The sequence below is a fragment of the Paenibacillus mendelii genome, assembly GCF_024498075.1.
Taxonomy (GTDB): domain Bacteria; phylum Bacillota; class Bacilli; order Paenibacillales; family Paenibacillaceae; genus Paenibacillus_Z; species Paenibacillus_Z mendelii.
The window spans coordinates 379,189-402,434 of sequence record NZ_JANHOF010000001.1 but is presented as its reverse complement, the minus strand read 5'-3'; the positions used below and the strand labels follow the sequence as shown (position 1 = coordinate 402,434).

At 47.7% G+C, this 23,246-nt stretch carries 24 protein-coding genes and 2 pseudogenes; 23 read left to right on the top strand and 3 right to left on the bottom strand.

Annotation, left to right across the window (positions count from 1 at the left end; all coding sequences use genetic code 11):
• The first annotated feature begins 58 nt into the window (after nucleotides 1-58).
• The 9 genes and pseudogenes from NNL21_RS01800 to NNL21_RS01760 all read left to right on the top strand — a co-directional run bounded on the left by NNL21_RS01800 (nucleotide 59) and on the right by NNL21_RS01760 (nucleotide 8,971).
• Entirely contained in the window at nucleotides 59-1,000 is a 942-nt protein-coding gene (locus NNL21_RS01800; protein WP_204815685.1) for an aldose epimerase family protein, read from the top strand.
• Between the two features lie 39 nt (nucleotides 1,001-1,039).
• Nucleotides 1,040-1,807, top strand: coding sequence for an SDR family NAD(P)-dependent oxidoreductase (locus NNL21_RS01795; RefSeq protein ID WP_204815684.1), 768 nt, complete (start codon nucleotides 1,040-1,042; stop codon nucleotides 1,805-1,807).
• A 15-nt stretch (nucleotides 1,808-1,822) separates the two neighbouring features.
• The gene (locus tag NNL21_RS01790; protein ID WP_204815683.1) at nucleotides 1,823-2,605 is read left to right on the top strand and encodes an MBL fold metallo-hydrolase; all 783 of its coding nucleotides are present in this window, start codon (nucleotides 1,823-1,825) and stop codon (nucleotides 2,603-2,605) included.
• Nucleotides 2,606-2,800: 195 nt separating this feature from the next.
• Complete coding sequence (gene allD / locus NNL21_RS01785; RefSeq protein WP_256555006.1) at nucleotides 2,801-3,814, top strand: ureidoglycolate dehydrogenase; 1,014 nt, start codon at nucleotides 2,801-2,803, stop codon at nucleotides 3,812-3,814.
• Between the two features lie 441 nt (nucleotides 3,815-4,255).
• Nucleotides 4,256-4,968, top strand: a pseudogene (locus NNL21_RS01780) (2OG-Fe(II) oxygenase).
• Nucleotides 4,969-5,018: 50 nt separating this feature from the next.
• Nucleotides 5,019-5,837, top strand: coding sequence for an SPL family radical SAM protein (locus tag NNL21_RS01775; RefSeq protein ID WP_204815680.1), 819 nt, complete (start codon nucleotides 5,019-5,021; stop codon nucleotides 5,835-5,837).
• A 187-nt stretch (nucleotides 5,838-6,024) separates the two neighbouring features.
• A complete protein-coding gene (locus NNL21_RS36425) occupies nucleotides 6,025-7,389 on the top strand; it encodes a PDZ domain-containing protein (protein ID WP_204815676.1) in 1,365 nt (454 codons plus the stop codon).
• A 150-nt stretch (nucleotides 7,390-7,539) separates the two neighbouring features.
• Complete coding sequence (locus tag NNL21_RS01765) at nucleotides 7,540-8,736, top strand: MFS transporter (protein ID WP_204815675.1); 1,197 nt, start codon at nucleotides 7,540-7,542, stop codon at nucleotides 8,734-8,736.
• A 25-nt stretch (nucleotides 8,737-8,761) separates the two neighbouring features.
• Entirely contained in the window at nucleotides 8,762-8,971 is a 210-nt protein-coding gene (locus NNL21_RS01760) for a hypothetical protein (RefSeq protein WP_204815674.1), read from the top strand.
• A 64-nt stretch (nucleotides 8,972-9,035) separates the two neighbouring features.
• Here NNL21_RS01760 and NNL21_RS01755 read toward each other — a convergent pair whose 3' ends face one another.
• Complete coding sequence (locus NNL21_RS01755) at nucleotides 9,036-9,197, bottom strand: hypothetical protein (RefSeq protein ID WP_204815673.1); 162 nt, start codon at nucleotides 9,195-9,197, stop codon at nucleotides 9,036-9,038.
• 124 nt (nucleotides 9,198-9,321) lie between these two features.
• On the opposite strand from NNL21_RS01755, the gene NNL21_RS01750 reads away from it, so the two are divergent.
• The 7 genes from NNL21_RS01750 (at nucleotide 9,322) to NNL21_RS01720 (ending at nucleotide 15,071) form a co-directional block, all read left to right on the top strand.
• The gene (locus NNL21_RS01750; RefSeq protein ID WP_204815671.1) at nucleotides 9,322-9,747 is read left to right on the top strand and encodes a hypothetical protein; all 426 of its coding nucleotides are present in this window, start codon (nucleotides 9,322-9,324) and stop codon (nucleotides 9,745-9,747) included.
• A gap of 205 nt (nucleotides 9,748-9,952) precedes the next feature.
• Nucleotides 9,953-10,915, top strand: coding sequence for a ComEC/Rec2 family competence protein (locus NNL21_RS01745; RefSeq protein WP_204815670.1), 963 nt, complete (start codon nucleotides 9,953-9,955; stop codon nucleotides 10,913-10,915).
• A 42-nt stretch (nucleotides 10,916-10,957) separates the two neighbouring features.
• Complete coding sequence (locus NNL21_RS01740) at nucleotides 10,958-11,596, top strand: zinc dependent phospholipase C family protein (protein ID WP_204815668.1); 639 nt, start codon at nucleotides 10,958-10,960, stop codon at nucleotides 11,594-11,596.
• Nucleotides 11,597-11,623: 27 nt separating this feature from the next.
• Nucleotides 11,624-12,031: a pentapeptide repeat-containing protein gene (locus NNL21_RS36420; protein ID WP_204815667.1), complete on the top strand. Its 408-nt coding sequence runs from the start codon at nucleotides 11,624-11,626 to the stop codon at nucleotides 12,029-12,031.
• A 174-nt stretch (nucleotides 12,032-12,205) separates the two neighbouring features.
• The gene (locus NNL21_RS01730) at nucleotides 12,206-13,264 is read left to right on the top strand and encodes an AAA family ATPase (RefSeq protein WP_204815666.1); all 1,059 of its coding nucleotides are present in this window, start codon (nucleotides 12,206-12,208) and stop codon (nucleotides 13,262-13,264) included.
• 1 nt (nucleotide 13,265) lies between these two features.
• Nucleotides 13,266-14,645 (top strand): vWA domain-containing protein, encoded by a 1,380-nt coding sequence (locus NNL21_RS01725; RefSeq protein ID WP_256555005.1) that lies wholly within the window; start codon nucleotides 13,266-13,268, stop codon nucleotides 14,643-14,645.
• Nucleotides 14,646-14,699: 54 nt separating this feature from the next.
• Nucleotides 14,700-15,071 carry a VWA-like domain-containing protein gene (locus NNL21_RS01720; RefSeq protein ID WP_256555085.1) on the top strand — a complete coding sequence of 124 codons (372 nt, stop codon included), beginning with the start codon at nucleotides 14,700-14,702 and terminating at the stop codon, nucleotides 15,069-15,071.
• 75 nt (nucleotides 15,072-15,146) lie between these two features.
• Here NNL21_RS01720 and NNL21_RS01715 read toward each other — a convergent pair whose 3' ends face one another.
• On the bottom strand, nucleotides 15,147-15,353 hold the full coding sequence (locus NNL21_RS01715) for a DUF1657 domain-containing protein (protein WP_204815665.1): 207 nt from the start codon (nucleotides 15,351-15,353) through the stop codon (nucleotides 15,147-15,149).
• 214 nt (nucleotides 15,354-15,567) lie between these two features.
• On the opposite strand from NNL21_RS01715, the gene NNL21_RS01710 reads away from it, so the two are divergent.
• From NNL21_RS01710 to NNL21_RS01680, 7 genes and pseudogenes are all read left to right on the top strand, one after another.
• Nucleotides 15,568-16,428: a DUF421 domain-containing protein gene (locus NNL21_RS01710; protein ID WP_204815664.1), complete on the top strand. Its 861-nt coding sequence runs from the start codon at nucleotides 15,568-15,570 to the stop codon at nucleotides 16,426-16,428.
• A gap of 14 nt (nucleotides 16,429-16,442) precedes the next feature.
• On the top strand, nucleotides 16,443-16,928 hold the full coding sequence (gene spoVAC, locus NNL21_RS01705; protein ID WP_204815663.1) for a stage V sporulation protein AC: 486 nt from the start codon (nucleotides 16,443-16,445) through the stop codon (nucleotides 16,926-16,928).
• 2 nt (nucleotides 16,929-16,930) lie between these two features.
• On the top strand, nucleotides 16,931-17,944 hold the full coding sequence (gene spoVAD / locus NNL21_RS01700; protein WP_204815662.1) for a stage V sporulation protein AD: 1,014 nt from the start codon (nucleotides 16,931-16,933) through the stop codon (nucleotides 17,942-17,944).
• The gene (gene spoVAE / locus NNL21_RS01695) at nucleotides 17,944-18,294 is read left to right on the top strand and encodes a stage V sporulation protein AE (RefSeq protein WP_204816724.1); all 351 of its coding nucleotides are present in this window, start codon (nucleotides 17,944-17,946) and stop codon (nucleotides 18,292-18,294) included. The genes spoVAD and spoVAE overlap by 1 nt, the downstream gene beginning before the upstream one ends.
• Nucleotides 18,295-18,781: 487 nt before the next feature.
• Nucleotides 18,782-20,275: pseudogene (locus NNL21_RS01690) on the top strand (UDP-N-acetylmuramoyl-L-alanyl-D-glutamate--2,6-diaminopimelate ligase).
• Between the two features lie 26 nt (nucleotides 20,276-20,301).
• Entirely contained in the window at nucleotides 20,302-20,691 is a 390-nt protein-coding gene (locus NNL21_RS01685; RefSeq protein ID WP_204815661.1) for a VOC family protein, read from the top strand.
• Nucleotides 20,692-21,051: 360 nt separating this feature from the next.
• Entirely contained in the window at nucleotides 21,052-21,951 is a 900-nt protein-coding gene (locus tag NNL21_RS01680; RefSeq protein ID WP_204815660.1) for an amidohydrolase family protein, read from the top strand.
• Nucleotides 21,952-22,140: 189 nt separating this feature from the next.
• Here NNL21_RS01680 and NNL21_RS01675 read toward each other — a convergent pair whose 3' ends face one another.
• Nucleotides 22,141-23,223, bottom strand: coding sequence for a GerAB/ArcD/ProY family transporter (locus NNL21_RS01675; protein WP_204815659.1), 1,083 nt, complete (start codon nucleotides 23,221-23,223; stop codon nucleotides 22,141-22,143).
• Between the last annotated feature and the right edge of the window lie 23 nt (nucleotides 23,224-23,246).

The following is a 23,246-nucleotide window of genomic DNA, read 5'->3' as shown; positions in this document are numbered from 1 at the left end:
CAGCCTGCCTGCGCTAAGGCATGTTGTCCGCTGATTTTGCGGGAAAGGAAGACCGGTCTTGCAGCGAATCTATCATTCTACTTATAAGGACCTACCTGCAATTACCCTTGAAACAGACTTGCTTCGCGTTCAATTCTTACCAGGCAGCGGCGGGAAGATGGCGTCCCTGTTCCAGAAGGATATTTCACGGGAATATATGGTTCAGGAATCCGGAACAACCTACAAGGAGCTTCAATATGGCGGAAATTACGTTGACAGTGAATGCAGCGGCTTCGATGATATGTTTCCGACGATTGATGCCTGCGAATACCCGGACTATCCTTGGGAAGGGATCGAGATCCCGGACCATGGCGAGGTTTGTTCGCAGAAGTGGCATTACCATATTGAAGCGGATTCGCTCATCATGCATGTGTACGGGGTCCGCTTTCCCTATAAGCTGGAGAAACGGATACGCTTTACTTCTCCGAAATCACTGCATATGCAATATAAAGTCACGAATCTCAGCGGTTATGACTTCGATTTCATATGGGCCGCTCATCCCATGATCAATATGGAAGAGGGCGGGGAAATCATCGTGCCCTATGAGAATGGTCAGAGGGTCATGATGATTTTCGCATCGGAAGAAGACATGCTGCAGCAGGCCGATGAGCTGTCTTGGGTGAACGAGCCTGCGATTGCGGGCTCGAATCAGATCGACGGGCGTGTAACGCCAGGTACCTCAAGTGCCTATAAGTTCTATTACGAACAATCCGTTCCGCAAGGCTGGTGCTCATACCGTTATCGGTCCGATGGAACGGGAGTTACCTTTAATCCGAAGGAAAAGCTGCCGTATCTTGGGATTTGGGTCAACGAGGGCGGATTTAAAGGGCATAACAATGTAGCCTTGGAAATGTGTACCGGAATTGCGGATCGACCTGATCTTGCCAAGAAACTGGGAAGGAACAGCGTGCTTCCCGCAGAAGGAACCTACGAGTGGTTTCTTAATATTGACTTGACTTAAGGCATCATACACATGGGAAAACGATGGAGGTAGAAAGCAATGCCAGCTGTATTAAATGGAAAAGTAGCAATCGTAACCGGTGCCGGTCGTGGAATTGGTAAGCAAATCGCTCTTCACTTAGCGCAATCAGGGGCTCATGTGATCGTCAATTACGCGAACTCAAAACAAGGGGCGCAGGAGATTGTGGAACAAATCAAGCAAGCTGGCGGTCAAGCTGAAGCGATCCAGGCTGATGTTTCGAAGGTTGAAGCCATTACGGATATGATCCGGCAGACCGTTGAGCTGTACGGCAGGATCGATATTCTAGTGAACAACGCGGCGATCGATCCGATGAATGACTTTTTTGACGTAACAGAGGCGATATGGGATTCAATCCTGGATACGAATTTGAAAGGGACCTTCTTCTGCTCGCAGGCTTGTGCCAAAGAGATGGTGAAGGTCGGCGGCGGCAAGATCATTAACATCAGCTCCGTACACGGCAGCTTAACCATGCCTCGGTATGCAGCTTATGCCTCGACGAAAGGCGGTATTAACGCGCTTACCCGTCAGCTTGCCTTAGATCTGTCCCAATATAATATTAATGTCAATGCGGTTGCACCAGGGGCGACGGAGGTCGAGAAGTTCTCATTAACGGATCCAACCCATGATAAAGATCGGATTGGGAAGCAGATTCCGTTAGGCCGGATCGGCTATCCGCAGGATGTAGCTCCAATCGTAGCTTTCCTGGCGAGTGAAGAGTCGGCTTTTATAACGGGTCAAGTGATTACGGTCGACGGGGGATCAAGCACCCGATTCTTTCTACAATAGGAGGGACGTTAGCCCATGCTATTGACAAAGCTGCAGCAGCTCCAAGTCGATGAAGGTTCCGTCGCGATTTGCTTTCTTGGCCAGGCTGGATTTTTGTTCAAGTCGGCTTCTGAGCAATATGTCATCATCGATCCTTATTTCTCGAATGTCTGCGAAGAGCGTATCGGTCCTGCATTCAAACGGCTTATGCCGTCTTTGATTGATCCCGAACAAGTTGACGAGCTTAAGCTGGCCGCGTATCTGATGACGCATCATCACGAGGATCATCTTGACCCGGTGGGTATCGTACAGATGAATAACAAAGCCTTCACATTCTACGCGCCTCCTGCATCGATTGATTGTCTGAAGGAATTGGATATACCCACATCGAGATGTATTCCAATTGCAGAAGGGGATACGGTTCGAATCGGTGACGATCTGACGATCCATGCTGTGTTTGCCGATCACGGGGAGCTAGCCCCGGATGCTGTCGGCCTTGTGATCGAGATGAGTGGCACAACCATCTACCACATGGGCGATACCTGCTATGATGCAGAAGCGTTTCATCGAATCGCGGATACTTTCGATATCGATCTGGTCATTGCGCCAATTAACGGGAAGTTCGGCAATATGGATGAGACGGATGCCGTGAAGGCCGCGGAGATATTGAATCCTAAATGCATAATCCCCTGCCATTTCTGGATGCTTCCAGGTAATTCCGGTGGAGATGTCGCAGGTTTCTTGGAGCAAATGCGTGAGAAATTGCCTCATATTCAGCCGCGATTTATGACACTAGGGGAAATAACTCTGCTGCGTTAATTTGCGGCCATGATCTACTCCACGGTTGAATATATATCAGCAAGAGATCAAACTGCAGTAACAGGAATGAGAGGAGCCATAGCCAAGGAGCTAACGGTCTCACATCAGTAAGTCGAACCAGCAGAGGGCCTCATCCGAATGGAATCCATACGTTGCAGAGCCATACATTTCAAGTCTATAAGGGCGGTGTCATCATTGGAAGATACAGTTGTCGATTATCAGACTTTGATTGATTTATGTGTCAGAAAATTCATGGAACGGAATGTGCCTGCAGACCATGCGAGAATAAGCGCGAATGTTCTCGTGCATGCCAATTTACGAGGCGTTGATTCGCACGGTATTATGCGTATGGAGCATTACATCAATAAAATCGCTCAGGGCGGCATCAGATCAAATCCCGCTATCTCGGTTGAAGAAACGGGTCCCGTGACCGCGATAGTTGATGGCGATGACGGTCTGGGGCATGTGGTTGCCTATAAGGCGATGGAAGAGGCGATCCGACTTGCACAGGATCATGGCGTAGGGATGGTAGGAGCTATCAACAGCAGCCACTGCGGCGCATTGTCTTATTTTGTACAGATGGCCGCGGAGCAGAATTTGATTGGCATTGTGATGTCGAACACGGACAAAGCCGTAGTACCCTTCGGGGGCAAGGCGAAGTTCTTCGGCACTAACCCCATGGCATTCGGATTTCCGACAAGAAAGAATCCTTCCATTATACTGGATATGGCAACAAGCACGGTTGCTTACGGCAAAGTACTCGATTATCGGCTTCGGAACGAACCCATCCCGCCGGGATGGGGAGTAGACGGCGAGGGGAAGCCGGTTACCGACCCTCATCTAGTCGAGTCGATGCTGCACTTCGGAGGTGCCAAAGGCTTCGGACTCGCGATGGTTGTAGATATCTTCTCCTCGATCTTGCTTGGCGCAGCCTTTGGACCTCATGTGAACCCGATGTATGGCGGAAACCTTGCCCAGCCAAGGAAATTAGGTCAATATTTCTGTGTCGTTAATCCTTCTTACTTCACGGATCTTGAATGTTTCCTGGATCAGATCGACCAGATGATCGATAATATCCATGCTGCGCCTCCTGCAGAAGGTTTCAACCGTGTCCTGGTTCCCGGTGAACCGGAATTGCAGCAAGAAGCGAAGCGCAAGTTGCAGGGCATTCCGATTCCGGCTGAATGCTATGCATATTTGAACGGTTAAACGAGTAGTATCCGGACAGGCGACACTCGATGTGAAGCTTGAACGCTAGAAGCTGCTGAACATATAGTAATAGAGGGAAGATCCCTCTTACTTAATTGACGGCGTCAAGAATACATAAAATAATGGCCGCGAATCAGGATGAGAAATATAAGTCCTGACCGCGGCTATTATTTGCAAATTCTTCCGATTGTAAAGTCTATCCCGTTAACTGTATTCACATTCACCCTCCTCGATATCCAAAGTCATAAACTGCCGGTTATCTCAATGAGCATAGCATTATACCCCTTAATCATTCCAGTCTAATATCGATATCTTGCTATCCTATTCGAAAACGCGTACGTATGGCCGATAGGAGGGTTATACTGTAATAGGACAATCGAATACAACAAACTTTATAGAAATAATTATCCAGATGGAGGAGCCTACACGATGATAGGAAGCATGCCTAATCGGCTTCTAGAACGGCTGGCTGCGTTGAATTGGAATTCAATACAGCAGACATTGGACGAGCAGGGCTATGCTCCGATTCCCGCTCTATTGGATAAGGACCAGTGCCGTGCTATTATGGACACCTACGAGGAAGAAGCTCATTTTCGAAATACGATTGATATGGCGAGGTACCGGTTTGGAATCGGAACCTACAAATATTATCAAGCCCCCTGCCTGACCTGCTGCAGCTGCTTCGAGAAGGGTTATACCCGGAATTAGCGGTCACAGCCAATCGTTGGCTGGGCCGGCTTGGGCGCGATCCCGTCTATCCTGCCGATCTGAAGTCGTTTCTTGATCACTGTCATCAGCAGGGGCAGCAGCGCTCAACCCCATTGATTCTTAAATATGAAGCGGGGGGATACAACTGCCTGCATCAGGACTTGTATGGCGAAGTCGCCTTCCCGTTCCAAGCCGTATTTGCCTTGAATGAGAGAGGCGCGGATTACGCAGGCGGCGAATTTCTGCTCGTGGAGCAGCGGCCAAGGGCGCAAAGTAGAGGGCATGTGATTACATTGGAGCAAGGGGAGGGTCTTATCTTCCCAACGAATCACCGGCCTGTATCAGGCTCCCGCGGCTATTACAAAACCACGATTCGCCACGGCGTCAGCACCGTAACATCGGGCACGAGATATAGCCTTGGAATCCTATTCCATGATGCGAAATAGCAGATCGACCGAAGGAGGAAGAGTTGAGATGACAGCATCTCGCGATCGGAATGAAAAGTGAACTTCTATACAAAAATCCCAAGACCCTTCTTAATAAAGGAACCGGCTTTCTTGCTGATTACAGTCATTCTCTGAATCCCTATACGGGTTGTGCGTTCGGATGTTCTTACTGCTACGTCCGTCAAATGCCGGTAGCTGCATTTCGGAAGCAGGAGTGGGGGACTTGGGTGGACATTAAGCAGGGTGCAGCCGATTTGCTTCGCAAAGAGCTTCGACGGGCTAAGGACAAGGGAAAGGTCACCATATTCATGTCATCCAGTACGGATCCCTATCAGCCGGTGGAGTTGAAGGAGAAGGTCACGAGATCGTTATTGGAGGTCATGGTCGAGGATCCGCCTGATTTTCTATTCGTGCAGACCCGAAGTCCGCTTGTCCGAAGAGATATTGGTTTGTTTCTGCTGTTAAAGGACAGAGTCCGGGTGAGCATGACGGTAGAAACGGATCAGGATGATATCCGAAAACATTTTACACCGGATGCCCCTCCAATCAAGGCCAGATTAAAGACGCTTCAGTTATTAGCTGATGCAGGCGTTCCGACCCAAGCAACCATCGCCCCAATCCTGCCGAGCAGTGAAGCCTTCCCAGAACTATTGCTGCCACTGGTAAACCGGGTGTGCGTGGACGACTATTATATGGGAGACGGCAGCGGCGGCAAGCGTACGAGCCGATTAGGGATGCGATCGTTGTATGAGCAACAAGGCTTAACGGAATGGTACGATCCGTCCGCTTACCTTGTCGTGTATGACAGATTTAACCGCGTATTTCCGAAGGGGCAGGTCTTGTTAAGTCAGAAGGGGTTTGCTCCCTAATCCATTAACCCATTGATCATGGCTAGGTGCATAGGTGTAACGTTTCTCTTGCAAAGGGTAACAAATGAAAGGGACAGTCCTGCAGCACGGATTGTTCCTTTTCTTCATTATGAAATCTTTTATTCCTATTCGAAGAATTAGAGGTTACAATTCGGATATCCCGTGTGAACAATAAAGGAGGAGTTCGGTGACGACTGGGAACCGTTTATATATAACCGGCTATGTGCTGGTTGGTGCTCTAGCGGTATGCGTTGAAATAAGCTGGTTAGGGGATCCGGTCCGGTGGGGGGACCTGTACTGGATTGATCAAATCCAGTGGTTGTCTGCTATTCTTGTGCTGATACCGCTTCTATGGTTATTGGGCGCATTGGCCGGGCTGGTCTCCGGCCGCGGACAGCGTTGGTGGATCCAGCTTCTGCGCTGGCTGATCGTCAGCGGCAGTGCATGCCTAGCCGTATACCTCGTTCGTGATCCTTACGAGTTAATATCGGTTCCGATCATCGTCGGAGGAACCTTGCTTCTGACTATCATTGATCTCGTCTATGAAGAGAGACGTCGAAGGAAGGGATGGCCATGGCGAAGTACCGTGGTGCTGGCTGTGATCGTCAGTGCAGGAGTAGTGCTGTTGTGGCCTACGAGCTATCAGGTTACCTCTCCCGGCTATACCATCAATATGAACCGGTATGCTGCTGTTGATGGCGGCGAGGCAAAAGGATCGATAGATGGCGTACTCGTCATTGAGCGGCCGGCATTTCCGATCGATTGGCTCTATGCCGCTCTGTTTCCTCATGTGCAGCTTGAGAAAAGAGATACAAGTATTTCAATCGGAGAGATTCAACAGGCGGTCCGCCTGCAAAGAGTCGATGCGAATCAGATCGGCAGTGCACTGGCCTTCCACAAACTAGGGATTGGAAGGGGAGTCGTTCCATCCGGTGTACAGATTGTTCAGCTCACGGCCGGGAGCCCGGCTGATGGGATACTGGAGCCTGGGGATCTGATCGTTGCCATGAACGACCAGCCACTATCCTCCTATGCCGAGCTGGCCGGCCAAATGAGCAGCGTTCAACCGGGAGAGGAAGTTAAGGTGACGCTCATACGGAACGAACAAAGGTTAAGCGTGACGGTGAAAACCAAGGAAAGCGGCGACGATCCCACGAAGGCTGTATTCGGCATTGAAATCGAGGATCATGTTCAGGTTGACCTTCCGAAGGATGTGCATTTCCGTTCGTATCTCGTCTACCAAGGCGGTCCCTCGCACGGTGCAGTTCTTGCTCTTACACTCATGGACCAATTAACGCCGGGCGGCGTGACATACGGTAATCGCATCGCGGGCACCGGAACAATCGATGCCCAAGGCAACGTGGGACCGATTGGTGGAATTGAGCAGAAAGCCTATGCCGTTGAGCGGTCGCAAGCGGATGTCTTCTTCGTTCCTGCGGGTCAAGAAGCAGATGCGCGCAAGGGCGCAGCCAGCTTGAATATCGTACCGGTACATACATTGGATGAGATGTTGGATTGGTTGAAGGCGAACCCCAAGAGCGTGAATCGATGACATGTTGATTACTAATGAAAACTTTTGGATGAAGAACAGCATTGTCTTGAGGTATAAACCATCACTTGATATGATGAAGCGGGTACCAAGAATAACCAAAGTTCTGGTGCCCACAACTAACTTTCATGTGAAAGAGCAGGTTTACTTCTTATGCAAAGACGGAATCAATTCTTAATTTTTCTTCTATCTTTAAGTGTGTTTGCCGCCATCACAACCGAAATGGGCGTCATTGGGGTCCTGCCCCAGGTTCAGAACAAATACCATATTACATCTTCACAAGCAGGCTTGCTGGTCAGTGTGTTTGCCCTTGTCGTCGCGATTGCGGGACCATTCGTTACGTTGTTCAGCTCGGGAATCAATCGTAAGAAGGCGTTAGTGACGGTTATGCTGTTGTTTACATTTTCTAATATTGCCTTCGCATTCTCATCCAGCTTTACATTCATGCTTGTCTTTCGGATTCTACCTGCGTTCCTTCTCTCGTTATTGATTTCATTATCGATAGCCGTCGCCATGCAGCTGTCCCCGCCGGACAAGAAATCGAAGGCTGTTGCCAACGTCTTCGCGGGTGCATCTGTCGCTCTTCTTCTGGGCGTTCCCATTACATCATTCTTGGCTGAACAGCTCTCGTTACAAGCGGCATTCTTGTTCGGCGCTGCTGTCAGCGGTTTGGGTGCAATAGGAATGATGTTATGGCTGCCTTCAATGCCTGTGGCCGAGCGGGCTTCATATGGGAAACAGTTCAGCATTCTGGGAAAAGCACCTGTATGGCTAAGCATGGTTACGGTTATGCTGGTGTTTTCTGCGTTGTTTTCCGTCTACAGCTACTTTGCTGATTATATCGGTCAGGTAACGGAAATCAATCCGACCGGAGTTAGCGTGATGCTGATGATTTTTGGCTTTTTCGGCATTATGGGAACGTTTATACTTAGTCATTTCTTGCACTTGAATGTAAAGAAAACGGTGATTGTTTATCCGCTTTTATTACTGATGATCTACTATCTGGTCTATACCCTCGGAACCTATACGATTCCTATGGTGATTGTTAGTATCGTATGGGGAATCTTGCATTCGGGTGGAATGATCTTAAGCCAGACCTGGCTGAGTAAAGAAACGACGGCTGCACCGGAGTTCGGAAGCAGTCTGTACATGTCTTCGTCAAACCTGGGAATAACCGTTGGGTCTCTTATGGGTGGATGGAGCATCTCTAACATGGGAACCCGCGAAATCATATGGGGAGGCCTCTTATTTACGGTTATCGCCTTGTTGTCGATCTTGCTGAAGCTCAAGCTGTTCGGCGTCAGCTCGGATAAAACTCATCTGCCTGCTGCTGTTGAGAGCAGTGCTTAGGGCGACCTGAAAAGGAGAAATACTAATGAAGAAACTGGCCAGCGTATTACCTCTGTTTCTAATGGTTGCAATCTGTTTCTTGGCTTCGTGGGTTGGAGAGACGCTATTAGATCGGGGACAATCGGTCAATGTGAAGAACATTCGATTGGCAATGGTCTTAATCCCGCTAACCGCGTTCTTAGCAGGATATTTTTCCTTCTACTGGAGTCATAAACTGCAGCGAAAACCAAAGTAAACCAACATAAATCAATAAGAAGCCCGGTTCCGCTAAGAACCGGGCTTTACGTATCGATGCCGTCTTAATTTTCTTCCGATTCATTCTCGTAAGACTGGTTTTCTGTAAATATCTCTGCAGCTTCCTCGGCGGAAAACTCCGTATCGTTTTCACCTGGAATAGGCATTTTGTTCGCCTTCGTCGTTTGCACTTCCGCTTTGGTTGGCTGTTCATCGCGATGGGACATTCCTAACACCTCCTTCGTAAACATAACAACAAGGGATAGTTTTCCACATCAAGGAAATTTTATGCGTGATCATAATCAGCGCCTTAAACTTACATAATATTCAAGAATTTAACACAAAATAAGGATGAATAAACATAGACGACGAAGGCAGGGGATTGCTATCCATCAGCAGAATGAACGTATACAAGAGCTTCTTGATGCATGCATTCAAATTGCGGAACATATGAACGAGAGCGGACTCACCCAGAATCAGGTGGATCAAATGAAGCAGGAGCTGCGCAATCAGATCGACCACATTTCAAGCGGATCCGCAATCACTTCTGACTTTAGCAGCGCCATTGCGCAATTAGACCAATCCGTGGAGGAGCTGCGACAGAAGGAAGCGAGTGCTTACCGCAGTGAAACAGGCGGGAATCCTGAACATTTCGAATCGCAATTTTTTGAGGATCAGCTGGAGCAGTCGCAGGCATATCATCAAAAAATCGACTACAAGAGTCTCGATAAGATCAAGAGCAATTTGGAGCAGATCCGCAATCTGATTAACGGATGATTACTCATGAGCAGGATGCCACGGCGTCCTGCTCTTATTCATGTATTCAGAGTCAGAAAGGAAAAGGTTTACATCACAAACAGAGGTGAATTATAGTAGGAAGGAGGCAATGGACTCAAGCTGCAGCGAAATGAATGTAAGCGTTTTATAATTCTTTGATAAAGTTGTTATTCCATCAATACGAAATCGTGAGGAGTGAAATCATATGTCATTACATACGTTCAGTCCAGAAGAGGGATTCTGTCGGATCCAAGTGTTCGAGCTTAATACAGAGAGAAACTGCGCCCTTGGTATTCCAGAAGGGAATCCGGCGGACAGTTTTCTGATCTCGACCGCAGCGGGGAATAATCAGACGCATGTTCTGATCGATGCGGGAAAGAAAGGTCACGGCGAGAAAGTCATTATTCCTTACTTGCTGGAGCATCGAATAGATACCATTGAACGGCTCATACTTTCTCACCTCCACTATGATCATTTCGGAGGCATTATCGATTTGCTGCGTGAGCCCCGGATAAAGATTAAGGAGCTGATTTACTCACCGCTGCCTGATGCCGCAATGAAAAATAATGATGCGGGCGAATTGAATTATGTACTGTGGAAAGAACTTGAAGGTCTGCTGAGCGAGAGCGATCTAATTCTCACGAATGTTAATCAGGAGCATACTGGGGAGACGATTCAAATTGGCAGCGAGGCAAGCTTGACGATCCTGTCCATACCGGATGAATTAATAGTGAATGAAGACGGGCGTTCGAATCTAAATGAGATGAATGTGATCGTTAAGCTCCATTACAGGCAGTTCAGTGCCTTGTTCCCTGGAGACTGCGGGCCTCGTCAAGCGGGTAGGCTGCTGCGTTCGGATCAAGCTCATCAAGTGAAGGATACCTTCCTTCTAAAAGCCGCCCACCATGGAGGAGACGAATCCACTTCGGAGGAATTCATCCGATATTGCAATGCGCAGCTTGTCGTTATTCCATGCAATGAGGTAGTCACGCGACACCGACCGTCATTTATCGGGAATACCCATGTGTTCGCAGATAATGGCGCCAAGCTGTTCCGCTGCGATTATTTTCAGCATGTTGAAATCGTTACAAACGGTACAGAGGTTCAGTGTTTCGGAAATACAAAGCAGTATAGAGAGCAGGTAGTGTTCCACTTAGATGGTCGATGAACACCGTGCATCAATAAACGTAATAATGTAAGGAGATGAGATATGGGATCTCGAATGATGCATCTGATTATTTCAGATCAGGTTTGCAGCAATTTGCATATCGATCATAGGTCAGCCTTTCTACTGGGCGGGATTGCACCCGATGCGTGTACCTCACACGACCAAAAAAACATCTCTCACTATTTTGAAGGTTCACTGGAGGATGGTACCCGACATATTAATTATGACCGATTTATTGATCAATACCGTTCGGAGTTGAAGGATGAGTATTTGCTTGGTTATCTGTCACATTTGATCGCAGATGATGTTTGGATGAAGTTTATTTACTTTAAGCATGATTTTAAAAACCGGCTCGATCGGGATCCAAGTTTGTATGAACGATGGCATGGCGATTTCCGCAAGCTTAACGGCCGCCTGATTATACAATATGACTGCAGCCGATTAAGAGATGAGCTGATCGCATCTCACACGACGATTGAATTAGACGAAATTCATCTCGATGATCTAGAGCGATTCAAGGAGGAGGCATTAATGGATTTCTCCTACCGGGAAGACCAGCTCGAGCAAGAATTACTTGTCTTTTCATTCGATGAGATCCTGTCATATATAGAGCGATCGGCAGAGCTTGCGACTAAAGTCTGTTCTGCGATTCAACTTGAAGGCAGCAAAACAAGAAATTAGACCAACACGAATTGGAGGTGAACGATAGTGGAGTGCGAACGTCTGGAAATTGTGGAGGCATGGAAAATCATCGAAGCCAAGCATGCTTGCTTGGATTATTCCAAGATCGAGGCTAGCGGTGCGGAGCATATGCATTGGGAAGATGTTTCCCTTGTGGGTACCAAGATCATGAATGCCAACATGAGTCATTTTGAGGTGGACGGTGCTCAAATGGGAGGCGCGTATATCCATAACATCGGTATCCCCAAAGAAGGCGATCTGCATTATAATCCGGATATCGCGAAGCTTCCTGTCCGGTTCGAGCATTGTGATTTCCATGGCGCTCAATTTACAAAGTGCGATCTAAGCAACGTAGAGCTCATGGATTGTGAAGTCAAGGGCATGAAGATTAATGGAATTCTCGTCGAGGACCTCTTGAAGCTTATTTCCGAGTAATAGATGTGGATGGAGGAAGGGATTCAGGTTCATTGTTTTCTGTGAAGCGGCCGTCAGGGTTGTGACCCTGGCGGTTTTGCCATATAGGTTGTACTTTTTTCCAATCTTTATCTCCTTGATGTAAAATAGGATAAATCGTGTCTTTGGACAGTACTAAAGGGGAATTATGCATCTATGAATATTGGAGTTACCGTGTCTCAAAAAGAACTAATGGATATTCTCTTAAACGTTGCCGTTGTGCGGCCTGTGTTTATCTGGGGGCCTCCCGGGATAGGAAAGTCATCACTTGTTGAGCAGTTCGCTGCGGATTTAGGACTCCCATGCGTGTCTTTGTTGGGCAGTCAGCTTGCACCGGAAGACATCATTGGTGTGCCGCAGATCGTGAATGGGGTAAGCCAATTTTGTCCGCCCAAAATCATTGCCAGAAACGAGCCTTACTGCCTTTTCCTTGATGAGTTGAACGCATGTTCACAGGAAGTACAGAAAGCATTCTACAGCTTGATCCATGAACGTAGAATCGGTGAATACCATCTTCCAGAAGGCTCCATTGTCATTGGAGCGGGGAATCGTGCACAAGACAGCGCCATTGTTAAGCCGATGTCATCCGCGCTAATTAATCGAATGTTCCACGTTCAATTGAAGGTTTCTCCGAAAGAGTGGTTTGATTGGGCATACAGCCATGCCATCCATCCCTTTGTCATTGAATACCTGCAGGCTCGTCCGGATCATCTGTGGACACAGCCGCCGAAGACGGAGGAACCCTTTTCAACACCACGCTCTTGGCACATGCTTAGCGATGCGCTGAATGAATTCAAGACAGACCAAACCTCGCAGCAAATAGAGGTGCTAGCTAGAGGCTGTTTAACGCCTGATCATGCCTTGCAATTCAAAGCCTTCCATAAAAATCTCAATGGAAAATATCAACTGAATAAAATTATCAATGGGGATGCAAGATTTCCTTCTGATGCTGCGGACCGAGACTTGCTTTACTTTCTAACGTTGTCGTTCCGGGCTCAAATGATTAAGACTCTTCCAGAAACGAAGGATTCGCTGAGAGACGATCATAAAGGCTTTGTCCATCGAGCGAAAGCATTAATCAAAGAGTTAAGTGAAATCAGTCTCGAAATGGCGCAGCTTGTCGTGGCCGATCATGGAGAAGGTCAAATGCTTCCTGGCTGGTTTACCGTGGAGATTGTTCGTGATTTACCGCGGCTAGCTGGCAGGGATAAATGATATGACGAGTAAACGAGTCAAAACACTCGATGTTGCGACTAAAAATTATGCTGAAGCGGAGCTCTTCATGCACGCTCATCCTATGTTTGCTCCACTTGCGAATCATGCCTGGTTCAGGCGCAGCAGCGATCATTATAATTTATGTCCTGAGGATGGTTGGGCTGTTGTTACGAGGAACGGTTCCATCCATGTTCATCCGAAGCGGCGGGCGGAAGTGGAAGAATGGGTGTATGTGCTTGCCCATTGCCTGCTGCATCTCGGATTTGGACATTTTCAGGATAAAGAAAATCATGTATTGTGGAATATCGCTTGTGATGTTTATAACTCTAAGTTTCTATATGACATGAAGCTCGGAAAACGCCCCCAAAGTTTAGGCTTCAGAGTGGAAATGTCTGTAACGAGTGAGCAGCGAATGTATGAACAGTTTCTAGAACACGGTGTTCCCGAAGAATTAAAGTACCATGGAACCGCTGGTGAGAAAATGCCTGATATGATCTTTCATTCTGACGATCGTCATCACTTCAGGGAAGTTGATTGGCAGGGATGCTTTGCGAAGGGATTGTCAATGGCAGTAACTAAAGCAGTAAGTGTAGCGGCGGGATATGACATATCCTTGCTGGGTAGTGAGAAACAACTCACGGCTGCTCAAAAAGCCAGGAGTTGGTTTATCGATCACTATCCGCTGTTGGGAGCACTGGCTTCCGGCTTTACAATAATTGAAGACGCTGCAATCTGTTATCGACTGGATATATCAATAGCTGCGATTGATATCCTTGAGAAGGAAATATACTTGAATCCAAGCGCTGGATTAAGTGAAGAGGAATGTAAGTTCGTTATTGCCCATGAGCTTCTGCATGCAGGGCTTAGGCATCATGAGCGCTGCCAGGGAAGGGATCATCACCTGTGGAATGTAGCATGCGACTATGTTATCAACCATTGGTTAGTCGAGATGCGAATTGGCGATTTTCCTGTAGTCGGCATTTTACTTGATGATACCATGAAAGGCCTGTCTGCGGAGTCCATCTATGACCGCATCGTGACGGATATCCGTACCTACCGTAAACTGACAACGCTCCGGGGTGTAGGTGGAGCCGATATGCTGGATAAAGGAAAAGCTGGCTTCTGGGACCCCAGAGAGGGAACAGGAATCGATGATTTTTGTCGTAATGCACTGCAGCAGGGTCTGATTTATCATCAAGAATCGGGAAGAGGGTTAATACCCGCTGGCCTTGTGGAAGAAATCAAAGCTCTGGGTCAACCAGCTATAAAATGGGATATCGAGCTCGCGAAGTGGTTTGATCATTATTTTTCACCCCTTGAAAAAGTGCGTACATACGCAAGGGGGAGTCGAAGGCAATCGTCGACACCAGATATTGTTTGACCCAAGTGGGTAGATCAAGGCGGGGATGATTCAGGAAGAACGTTTGGAGTCGTTCTGGATACATCCGGATCCATGGATAAGAAGCTGTTAGCTAAGGCTCTTGGATCGATTGCCAGTTATAGTCTTGCCCGGGATGTATATGCGGCGCGGGTCATATTTTGCGATGCCGCCGCTTATGATCAAGGCTTTATGAAGCCTGAGGATATATTGGAGAGCGTTAAAGTTAAGGGACGTGGCGGAACCATTCTGCAGCCGGGAATCGATCTGCTTCAAGGGACGGAGGATTTTCCTAAGAGCGGCCCGATTCTGATCATTACGGATGGCTATTGCGACAAGCTTAATGTGAAGCGGGATCACGCTTATATTATACCGAAAGGACAGCATCTACCCTTCGTGCCGAAGGGACCCGTATTTCGGATGGATTAGCTGTGCGCTTATATATTTAAATAATCTGCATCCCGCTGTCGGGATGCAGATTTTTTGTTATGGATGTTATTTTTATTAGAAGCCTTTATATTGTGGTTCTTCATTCTCAAGCTGCTGAACACGAGTTTGTACCTGTTGTACAATTTGATCGGTTTGTCCAGCTGCATTCGTGAAGAGCGTTTTGGCCTCTTGATTTTCTGTTGCCAGTGCGAATTGCTCCAGACTTGCTTGCGCACTCTTTAATGAGGCGAGACATGTTTTTACATCTGAGGATACGGTCACGGTCACACCTCCTTCCAATAACCGCGGTACGGTTAGAATCACAAAAAATAACATCCCACAATAGCTCCAATTATATGCATGGCGAATGGTTCTACTGCGATCATCCAGTTCTGATATTTCCTCTCGATTATGGTAAAGGATCAACCGTGTTGGTTTTGCAATAATGACACACAATGATGATATGATCCTACACAAGCGGAGGAGGGATTCAATTTTGCCGGATTGGATTATGGTTGCTTTTCGCACCTTGTTGGCCGTGGTTGCCCTTTTTTTCATGACCAAAGTACTTGGGAAACGCCAAATATCGCAGCTTTCCTTCTTTGAGTACATCACCGGTATTACCATTGGCAGCTTGGCAGCTTATATTTCATTGGAAAGTGAGGCGCAATGGTATCTGGGGATCGTCTCGTTGGCCGTTTGGGTAGCAGTGTCGCTCGGCATGGAGTTCTTGACTGTAAAAAGTAAAATGGCGCGTAACTTTATTGATGGTAAAGCAAGGGTGCTCATCAAGGACGGTAAAGTACTGGAAGACAACTTAATGAAAGAGCGTCTGACGGCAGACGAGTTGATGGAGCAGCTGCGCAGCAAGCAAATATTCAAGGTTGCCGATGTTGAATTCGCATTAATTGAACCCAGTGGTGAAATTAATGTCCTTCCTACTCGAGCCAATCAGCCGTTTACACCTAAGCATCTCGGTATTACTGTTGGTCCGGAGCAAGAACCCCAAGCAGTCATTATGGACGGGAAAATCATGGATGAGCCATTGGCCACGATCGGCTTGAACCGCGCTTGGTTAAACACGGAGCTGGAGAAGATCGGCGTCGCGCTAGAGAATGTCTTCCTGGCGCAGGTCGATTCGTACGGCCAATTATATGTCGATTTATTCGATGACAAGATTAAGGTGCCCAAGCCGCAGGAAAAGGCGAGCTTATATGCGACATTAAAGAAGTGCGAGGCGGATATCGAGCTGTTTGCACTCACAACAAAAAATGTTGAGGCCAAACGCATGTATGAGGAATGCTCGAAGCAATTACAGCATGTTCTGTCGAATGTGAAACCTTTATTACACCGATAAGGAGGGAACCGATCGTGTCCAGCAGCAAAAAGAAAAAACTGACCCCGGTTCAACAGGAATATCAAGAGCTTGCAAAGAAAAGGGAGCCTGCACGGCCGATTTGGCAAAACTGTATTCGGGCATTCCTTTCAGGAGGAGTTATTTGTTTGATTGGTCAGTGTGTTTCAGAAATGTTCGTCCATTGGGCGGGTTTTGATGAAATCGAAGCGAGCAATCCGACGGTTGCCGTTATGATACTGATCTCGGTTATTCTAACCTGTTTAGGTGTGTACGATAAGATCGCTCAATGGGCTGGAGCAGGCTCAGCGGTTCCCGTTACGGGGTTTGCGAACACCATGGCTTCGGCCGCGCTGGAGCACCGCTGTGAGGGACTTGTGCTTGGGGTAGGCGGGAAGATGTTTAAACTATCCGGTCCGGTCATCGTTTTCGGTACAGTGGCAGCCTTTTTCATCGGGATTCTGCATTGGATCTTCAATCCTGGAGAAGCTGGGGGGCACTAAGCATGTTGAAGGGTCATCAAAGCTGGTTATTCGAGAAGCGCCCCTCAATTAGGGGAGCTGCAACGGTTGTCGGGCCATTCGAAGGACAGGGCCCGTTGGCGAATGATTTTGACATTATACACGGTGATATCAGGCTCGGTCAGGACAGCTGGGAAGAAGCCGAGCGGACCTTGCTAGAGGAAGCGACAAAGCTTGCCGTAGAGAATGCGGGATTAACGAAAGAACAAGTCAATTTCTTCATTGGCGGCGACCTGATGAACCAGATTATTAGCTCCAGCTTCGCGGCGAGGACCTTATCGATCCCATACCTGGGTGTATTCGGAGCCTGCTCCACCTCGATGGAAAGCTTAGCAATCGCGGCTAATCTGGTCAATTCAGGTTCAGCCAAGCATGTGCTCTCCAGTGCATGCAGCCACAACTCGACGGCGGAGAAGCAGTTCCGCTATCCAACGGAATATGGCTCACAGAAGCCCCCTACAGCACAGTTCACGGTAACCGGAGCAGGGGCATGTGTCGTCTCTGCGCATGGCAAGGGACCTTGTGTGACTTCAGCGACCATCGGCCGCGTCATCGACATGGGCATATCAGATCCATTCAATATGGGGGCTGCAATGGCACCGGCCGCTGTGGATACGATCGAAGCGCATTTTCGCGATTTGCGCATTGGACCGGATCATTACGATCTGATTGTAACAGGTGACCTGTCCAAGGTTGGTTATGAAATCGCGAATGATTTGTTCCATAAGCATAAAATCCCGATGCAGAAGACGGTTTATAAGGATTGCGGGATGATGATCTATGATTATGAGAAGCAAACGGTTCAAGCCGGAGCGAGCGGATGCGGATGCTCAGCAGTTGTCACGTATGGCCATCTATTGAAAAAACTGCGCAATAACGAATTGAAACGGATACTGGTCGTGGCCACGGGTGCGCTTTTATCTCCGATATCCTTCCAGCAGGGTGAAAGCATCCCTTGTATCGCTCATGCCGTATCGATTGAGAACGGGGTGGAATGATGATTTTTTTGTGGGCTTTTCTCATTGGCGGGGCAATTTGCGTGTTGGGCCAAATTTGTTTTGACGTCTTCAAGCTGACTCCTGCCCATACAATGACCTTATTGGTGGTGTTAGGTGCAATTGCCGATGGGGTGGGGCTCTATGATCCCCTCATTAAGTTCGCAGGTGCCGGCGCATCTGTTCCGATAACGAGCTTCGGCAATGCTCTCGTCCATGGAGCTATATCGGAACTGCACAAGAACGGCGGGATCGGTATTATTACCGGCATATTCAAAGTAACGAGCGCCGGTATTTCTGCAGCGATCATCTTTTCCTTCTTGGCAGCCTTGTTTGTGAAGCCCAAAGGGTGAGTTTGATGCTTGTATTCAACTAGATATGCCACGCAGGGCTGCAGCGATGGAACGCTTGCAGTCTTTTTTGTGCGAATGAACCTGCATGCTTCTCTTAACAGAAAGAAAGAGCCCTTTGACAGGCTCCCCTTCGACGGTGTTTGATGGTTGAGTATCTTCACATATCACACTTCGCATCATTAGAATAACTTGGGCACCGCTTGCTCACTTTCTGTTTTTAGCAGATCGTGAGGGCGAGTGTGTTTCAGAAATACTCTGCAGCACAACCCCTCGCTTCCTAAGCTAAGTGATTAAATAAATTCCTCATGCAGCCCTTGCACCAAATGGCCCAACGGAACCACACCTCTCTTCACACCGTCGCATATATGATGCCCTGATCGGGGAAGAATATACAGCTCAGAGTAGGAAAAAAGTGGATAGAAGTCGAATACGCTAGTTGAGGAATGGAACACACTAAAGGGGAAGACTAGATGGAGGGGGCGTTGTCATGCAATTAAAGGAGCTTGCGGATCTATTGATGATCGCTGAAATACGCGGTGATGTGAACACGGACATATCCGAGATTCGTATGAATTCTCAACATGTGCAGCCGGGGGACCTGTTCGTATGCGTTCCCGGGATATCTGGATTTCAAGAAGACCGCCACCGCTTTGCAGCTGATGCGGTAAAGGCGGGGGCTGCCGCCTTGGTTATCGAGTATGATGTTGATCTTGACTTACCCACCATTAAAGTGCCGAATGCCCGTTATGCGATGGCACTCTTCGCCTCACATTTAAATGGCTACCCAAGTCTGGGTCTGAGTTTAATTGGGGTTACGGGGACCAATGGGAAGACGACAACCTGCCATATGATCGATTCGATACTCGTTCAAGCTGGCTATACGACAGGATTAATGGGGAACCTCGGAACGAAGATCGGTCCAACAATGATCGAGAGCGATATTAATACGCAGGAGCCTCCTTCCTTACAATCGAATTTGAAAAAGATGCTCGACGCCGGAGTGGAATACTGCACGATGGAAGTTTCATCGCAAGGGTTACATATGGGCCGTGTGCTGGGTTGTGAGTTTAGTACAGCCGTGTTCACGAATTTAACGCAGGATCATCTGGATTATCATGGGACAATGGAAGAATATTTGGCGGCAAAAGGAATGCTGTTCGCCAGGCTCGCGCAATCCTTCTCACCCGATCCAGCCAAGCGCAAGTTTGCCGTTCTTAATGCAGATGAAGAAGCGTCCACTGTTCTTGGGCAATTAACAGCGGCTCAGGTTCTTACCTATGGAATTCGGAATCAAGCCGATGTGATGGCAGCCAACATCCAATTGACCTCACAGGGGACTTCCTTCGACTTGATTTCCTTTGCCGGTACGATACGGATTCACCTGAAGATGGTCGGAACCTTCAACGTGTACAACGCGCTTGCCGCCATAACCGCAGCATTAGCGGAGAATATTCCGCTTGAAATCATCCAGGAAGGTTTGGCACACTTGGACGGGATACCGGGTCGAATGGAAGTCGTCGATGAAGGTCAGCCCTTCCTTGTTCTTGCCGATTATGCCCATACGCCAGACGGTCTGGAGAAGGTTCTGTCTACGATAAGAGGGTTTGCGGACCGAAAAGTTATAACCGTATTCGGTTGTGGAGGAGACAGAGACTCAGGAAAGCGCCCCGTGATGGGGAAGATCGCAGCCAACTATAGCGATTATGTCATTGTAACTTCAGATAATCCCCGCTCGGAAGATCCGGATCAAATCTTGATCGATATTGAAGAGGGATTGAAGGAATTTGGTTATCCTGCGGATAGATACGAACTCATTGCGGATCGCAAACAGGCGATTGAGACAGCCATTCGCAGGGCTGAACCTATAGATGTCGTTCTGTTAGCCGGCAAAGGCCATTAGACGTATCAAATTCTAAGAGACCGCACCATTCATTGCGATGATCGGGAAGAAGCCCGGGCAGCTATTCGTTCACGAATGTAAGAATGAGATAAAGGAGATAGGAATAAATGTCAGAGGGCATAATTAACCGTGTTTCTCATGTTATGGTTCCCGTAAGAGAACTCGACGAATCGATTACATGGTATGAAGCGAATCTTGGTTTTCGGTTACATTGGAAGCGTAATGACGGGAAGATGGCTATACTCACACTGCCCGAAGGTCCCCATTTCTTCCTCTGGGAGACGGAGCATGATACCTATGCCCACTTTAATTTGAGAGATGGCATTCAACCTGTAATCGGAATTGAAGCCGCTGATATTAGAAAGCTGCTGCATACTCTCAGGTATAATGGCGTTCAGCTTGGAGAGGTAAGAGTTGAAAGAGGAGAAGGGATGGACTTCGAATTCTTCGACCCCAGTGGAAATATGCTCGTTGCGCACGAACCCTATCAGGGGTAAATCGTAGAAAGGAGGGATTCACGATGCGGTGCTAACCAATAACCGCTCCCGGCAATGTCTGGATGATAAACGCGAGAGCGTAACGAGAACATACGGCGAGAATTCGGCCAAGGATCTGCGATCGAGCAGTTGTCCGATGTGTATTGTCTTTCCTATGACAGCATCAAGAAAATTATTTATTCCAAACGGTCTTAATCCTTCATGATACCCCGCATCGAGCGATGCAGGGGTATTTCTTGCGAATGAGTAAAGATTATCTTGACTAGCAGTAAATAGAAGACTAGCATATTTCATGACAAACGATGATTGGAAATTCATGGGCGTTCTCTTGATCTAAAATTGTTAAGGGGGCAATGGTCTATGTTTATCGATATTCATGCACATGCCTACAGAAAACCGGTACCGTTCGTAGTCCAATTCTGCACAGCGGAAGAATTAATCCAGCGGTATGATGATCTGGGGATCGAGAAGGGTGTCCTGCTTCCCGTTGTCAGCCCTGAGATCTATTTCCCACAGGCCAATGAAGATATTCTGGATATGGCGGAGAAATATCCCGACAGGTTTATACCGTACTGTAATATAGACCCCCGTGCCATGACCAATTCTGCAGATGCGCCGCTTGACCGCGTACTTTCCTATTACAAGGATAAAGGCTGTAAAGGGCTGGGAGAAGTCATGCTGAATGCGCCTCTGATGAATCCGCTGGTTCAGAACTTATTCCGGCATGCTGAACGCGTGGGCCTTCCCGTTGTATTTGATGGGTCTGACCAGACTACCGGGGACTTCGGATTGTATGACGATCCTGGCCTGCCGCAGCTCGAGCATACCTTACAGAGGTTTCCGAATTTAATCATCTTCGGTCATGGTCCGGTATTCTGGGCGGAAATTGGCCGTTTGGAGACGCCGGGTGAACGCGCCATTATTTTCGATTTGAAAGGCGGACAGGTGGGCAGATTGCCCAGCGGCCCGATCAAGGAAGAAGGTGTAGTGCCGATCCTATTCCGCAGATATCCGAATCTGTATGGCGATCTTTCGGATTATACCGCACACAACGCAATCTCCAGGGATCCTGTCTACGGTCCGAGGTTCTTGACCGAATTTCAAGACCGGTTATTCTTCGGTACCGACATCTGCACAGTGGACATGCCGGTTCCGTTGGTCGATCTCCTCATCGATTGGCGTGATACGAAGAAAATTAGCGTAACGGTATTCAACAAAATTGCTAGGGAGAATGCCATGAAATTATTTGGATTGAGTTAGTTAACGATTCCTAGAACGTTGAAGATTCATATAACAAGGAATAAATAGAGGGCAGCTGCGACTATGCCCTTTATTCGCGTTCCGATTTTTATTCTGTGCAAGTAATGGTTATAAATCGTTCTTATCTATCATCCGCCTCTACTCATTCCTATAGGGAAAGGGCTGATTACCCTACCCTTCAGATACTGCTCATTTTTTCCGCAAAACAGCGACTCCTAGCAGAAGAAGAGGGAAACCTAACGCAAAAGTCAGCGCATACCAAGGCCAGATCTTGACCAACTCCTGAAGATAAACCGAATTGGGGATGGTTTCGATGGATAGTATGAATATAATGATGGCCAAAGGAAACGTCAAGAAACGAAAATCTTTGACCTTAAACGTCTGGGCGATGCTCATAGCGGATATGTAAAACAAAAGGGTTAATCTGATAAAATTCGTGATCATCCAGATCAACGCCATCATAATTTCGATTCGCTGCAAGAAATGGCCTATATTTATTTTTCTCCCCAATATATAACTTGGATAGGCGAGTCTACCAGTATTTATTCCTAAAACTAATACAGCCAAGACCGTAATGACGATCATTACGACGCCCGCAATGACCATTCCAGTGAAGAGAGCTTTCCCGCTCTCTTGCGAACGATTTATATAAGGAAACAGTAAAATGAGTATGATCGGTTCTAGAAAAGGGAAGGCAATGTGCGGGATGGCGGCCCTTAGCACAGGTTTCATTCCATTCTCCATCACCGGCAGGATATTCTTAAATTCGATTTGGGGGGCAATCAATATAACCAGAAGCAGAAAAGATAAGATGACGAACGGAAATAATAATTCTGCCGTACGTGCAACAGGTTCGAGACCGTATCGTATTCCCAGAATGACGACACATAGGAAAAAGATATGAATCGCTTCGATCGGTGTTTCCGGTAGGACTTGCGTGGTCATGAAGTCCCCGACATTACGTAACGTTAGCGAAGCGCTGAGGAATGGAAAACCAGCGATGAATAGAAGGGAAAAGATTTTCCCCGGCCATTTACCCAGTACTTTCTCGGTATATTGCACAAACGTCATCGGGGCAAAGCGATTACCCAGCTGGATATAAAAAGGTAAGATCAATAATCCTACTGCTACTGCAATAATCTCTGCGATCCATGCATCCTGCTTCGCCTCGATAGCTAAAGTTGCGGGAATGACCAGGATGGCGCTTCCAATAATATACAGCGACACCATTATGTAATATTGTCGTGGGCTTATCTTCCGGTTATCTAACATAATGACATCCTTCCTTGGTTTCC

Coding starts and splice junctions, on each gene's coding strand:
- NNL21_RS01795 (WP_204815684.1), top strand. CDS start 1,040: ATGCCAGCTGTATTAAATGGAAAAGTAGCAATCGTAACCGGTGCCGGT.
- NNL21_RS01790 (WP_204815683.1), top strand. CDS start 1,823: ATGCTATTGACAAAGCTGCAGCAGCTCCAAGTCGATGAAGGTTCCGTC.
- NNL21_RS01775 (WP_204815680.1), top strand. CDS start 5,019: ATGAAAAGTGAACTTCTATACAAAAATCCCAAGACCCTTCTTAATAAA.
- NNL21_RS01765 (WP_204815675.1), top strand. CDS start 7,540: ATGCAAAGACGGAATCAATTCTTAATTTTTCTTCTATCTTTAAGTGTG.
- NNL21_RS01760 (WP_204815674.1), top strand. CDS start 8,762: ATGAAGAAACTGGCCAGCGTATTACCTCTGTTTCTAATGGTTGCAATC.
- NNL21_RS01755 (WP_204815673.1), bottom strand. CDS start 9,197: ATGTCCCATCGCGATGAACAGCCAACCAAAGCGGAAGTGCAAACGACG.
- NNL21_RS01750 (WP_204815671.1), top strand. CDS start 9,322: ATGAATAAACATAGACGACGAAGGCAGGGGATTGCTATCCATCAGCAG.
- NNL21_RS01745 (WP_204815670.1), top strand. CDS start 9,953: ATGTCATTACATACGTTCAGTCCAGAAGAGGGATTCTGTCGGATCCAA.
- NNL21_RS01740 (WP_204815668.1), top strand. CDS start 10,958: ATGGGATCTCGAATGATGCATCTGATTATTTCAGATCAGGTTTGCAGC.
- NNL21_RS01730 (WP_204815666.1), top strand. CDS start 12,206: ATGAATATTGGAGTTACCGTGTCTCAAAAAGAACTAATGGATATTCTC.
- NNL21_RS01725 (WP_256555005.1), top strand. CDS start 13,266: ATGACGAGTAAACGAGTCAAAACACTCGATGTTGCGACTAAAAATTAT.
- spoVAD (WP_204815662.1), top strand. CDS start 16,931: ATGTTGAAGGGTCATCAAAGCTGGTTATTCGAGAAGCGCCCCTCAATT.
- spoVAE (WP_204816724.1), top strand. CDS start 17,944: ATGATTTTTTTGTGGGCTTTTCTCATTGGCGGGGCAATTTGCGTGTTG.
- NNL21_RS01685 (WP_204815661.1), top strand. CDS start 20,302: ATGTCAGAGGGCATAATTAACCGTGTTTCTCATGTTATGGTTCCCGTA.
- NNL21_RS01680 (WP_204815660.1), top strand. CDS start 21,052: ATGTTTATCGATATTCATGCACATGCCTACAGAAAACCGGTACCGTTC.
- NNL21_RS01675 (WP_204815659.1), bottom strand. CDS start 23,223: ATGTTAGATAACCGGAAGATAAGCCCACGACAATATTACATAATGGTG.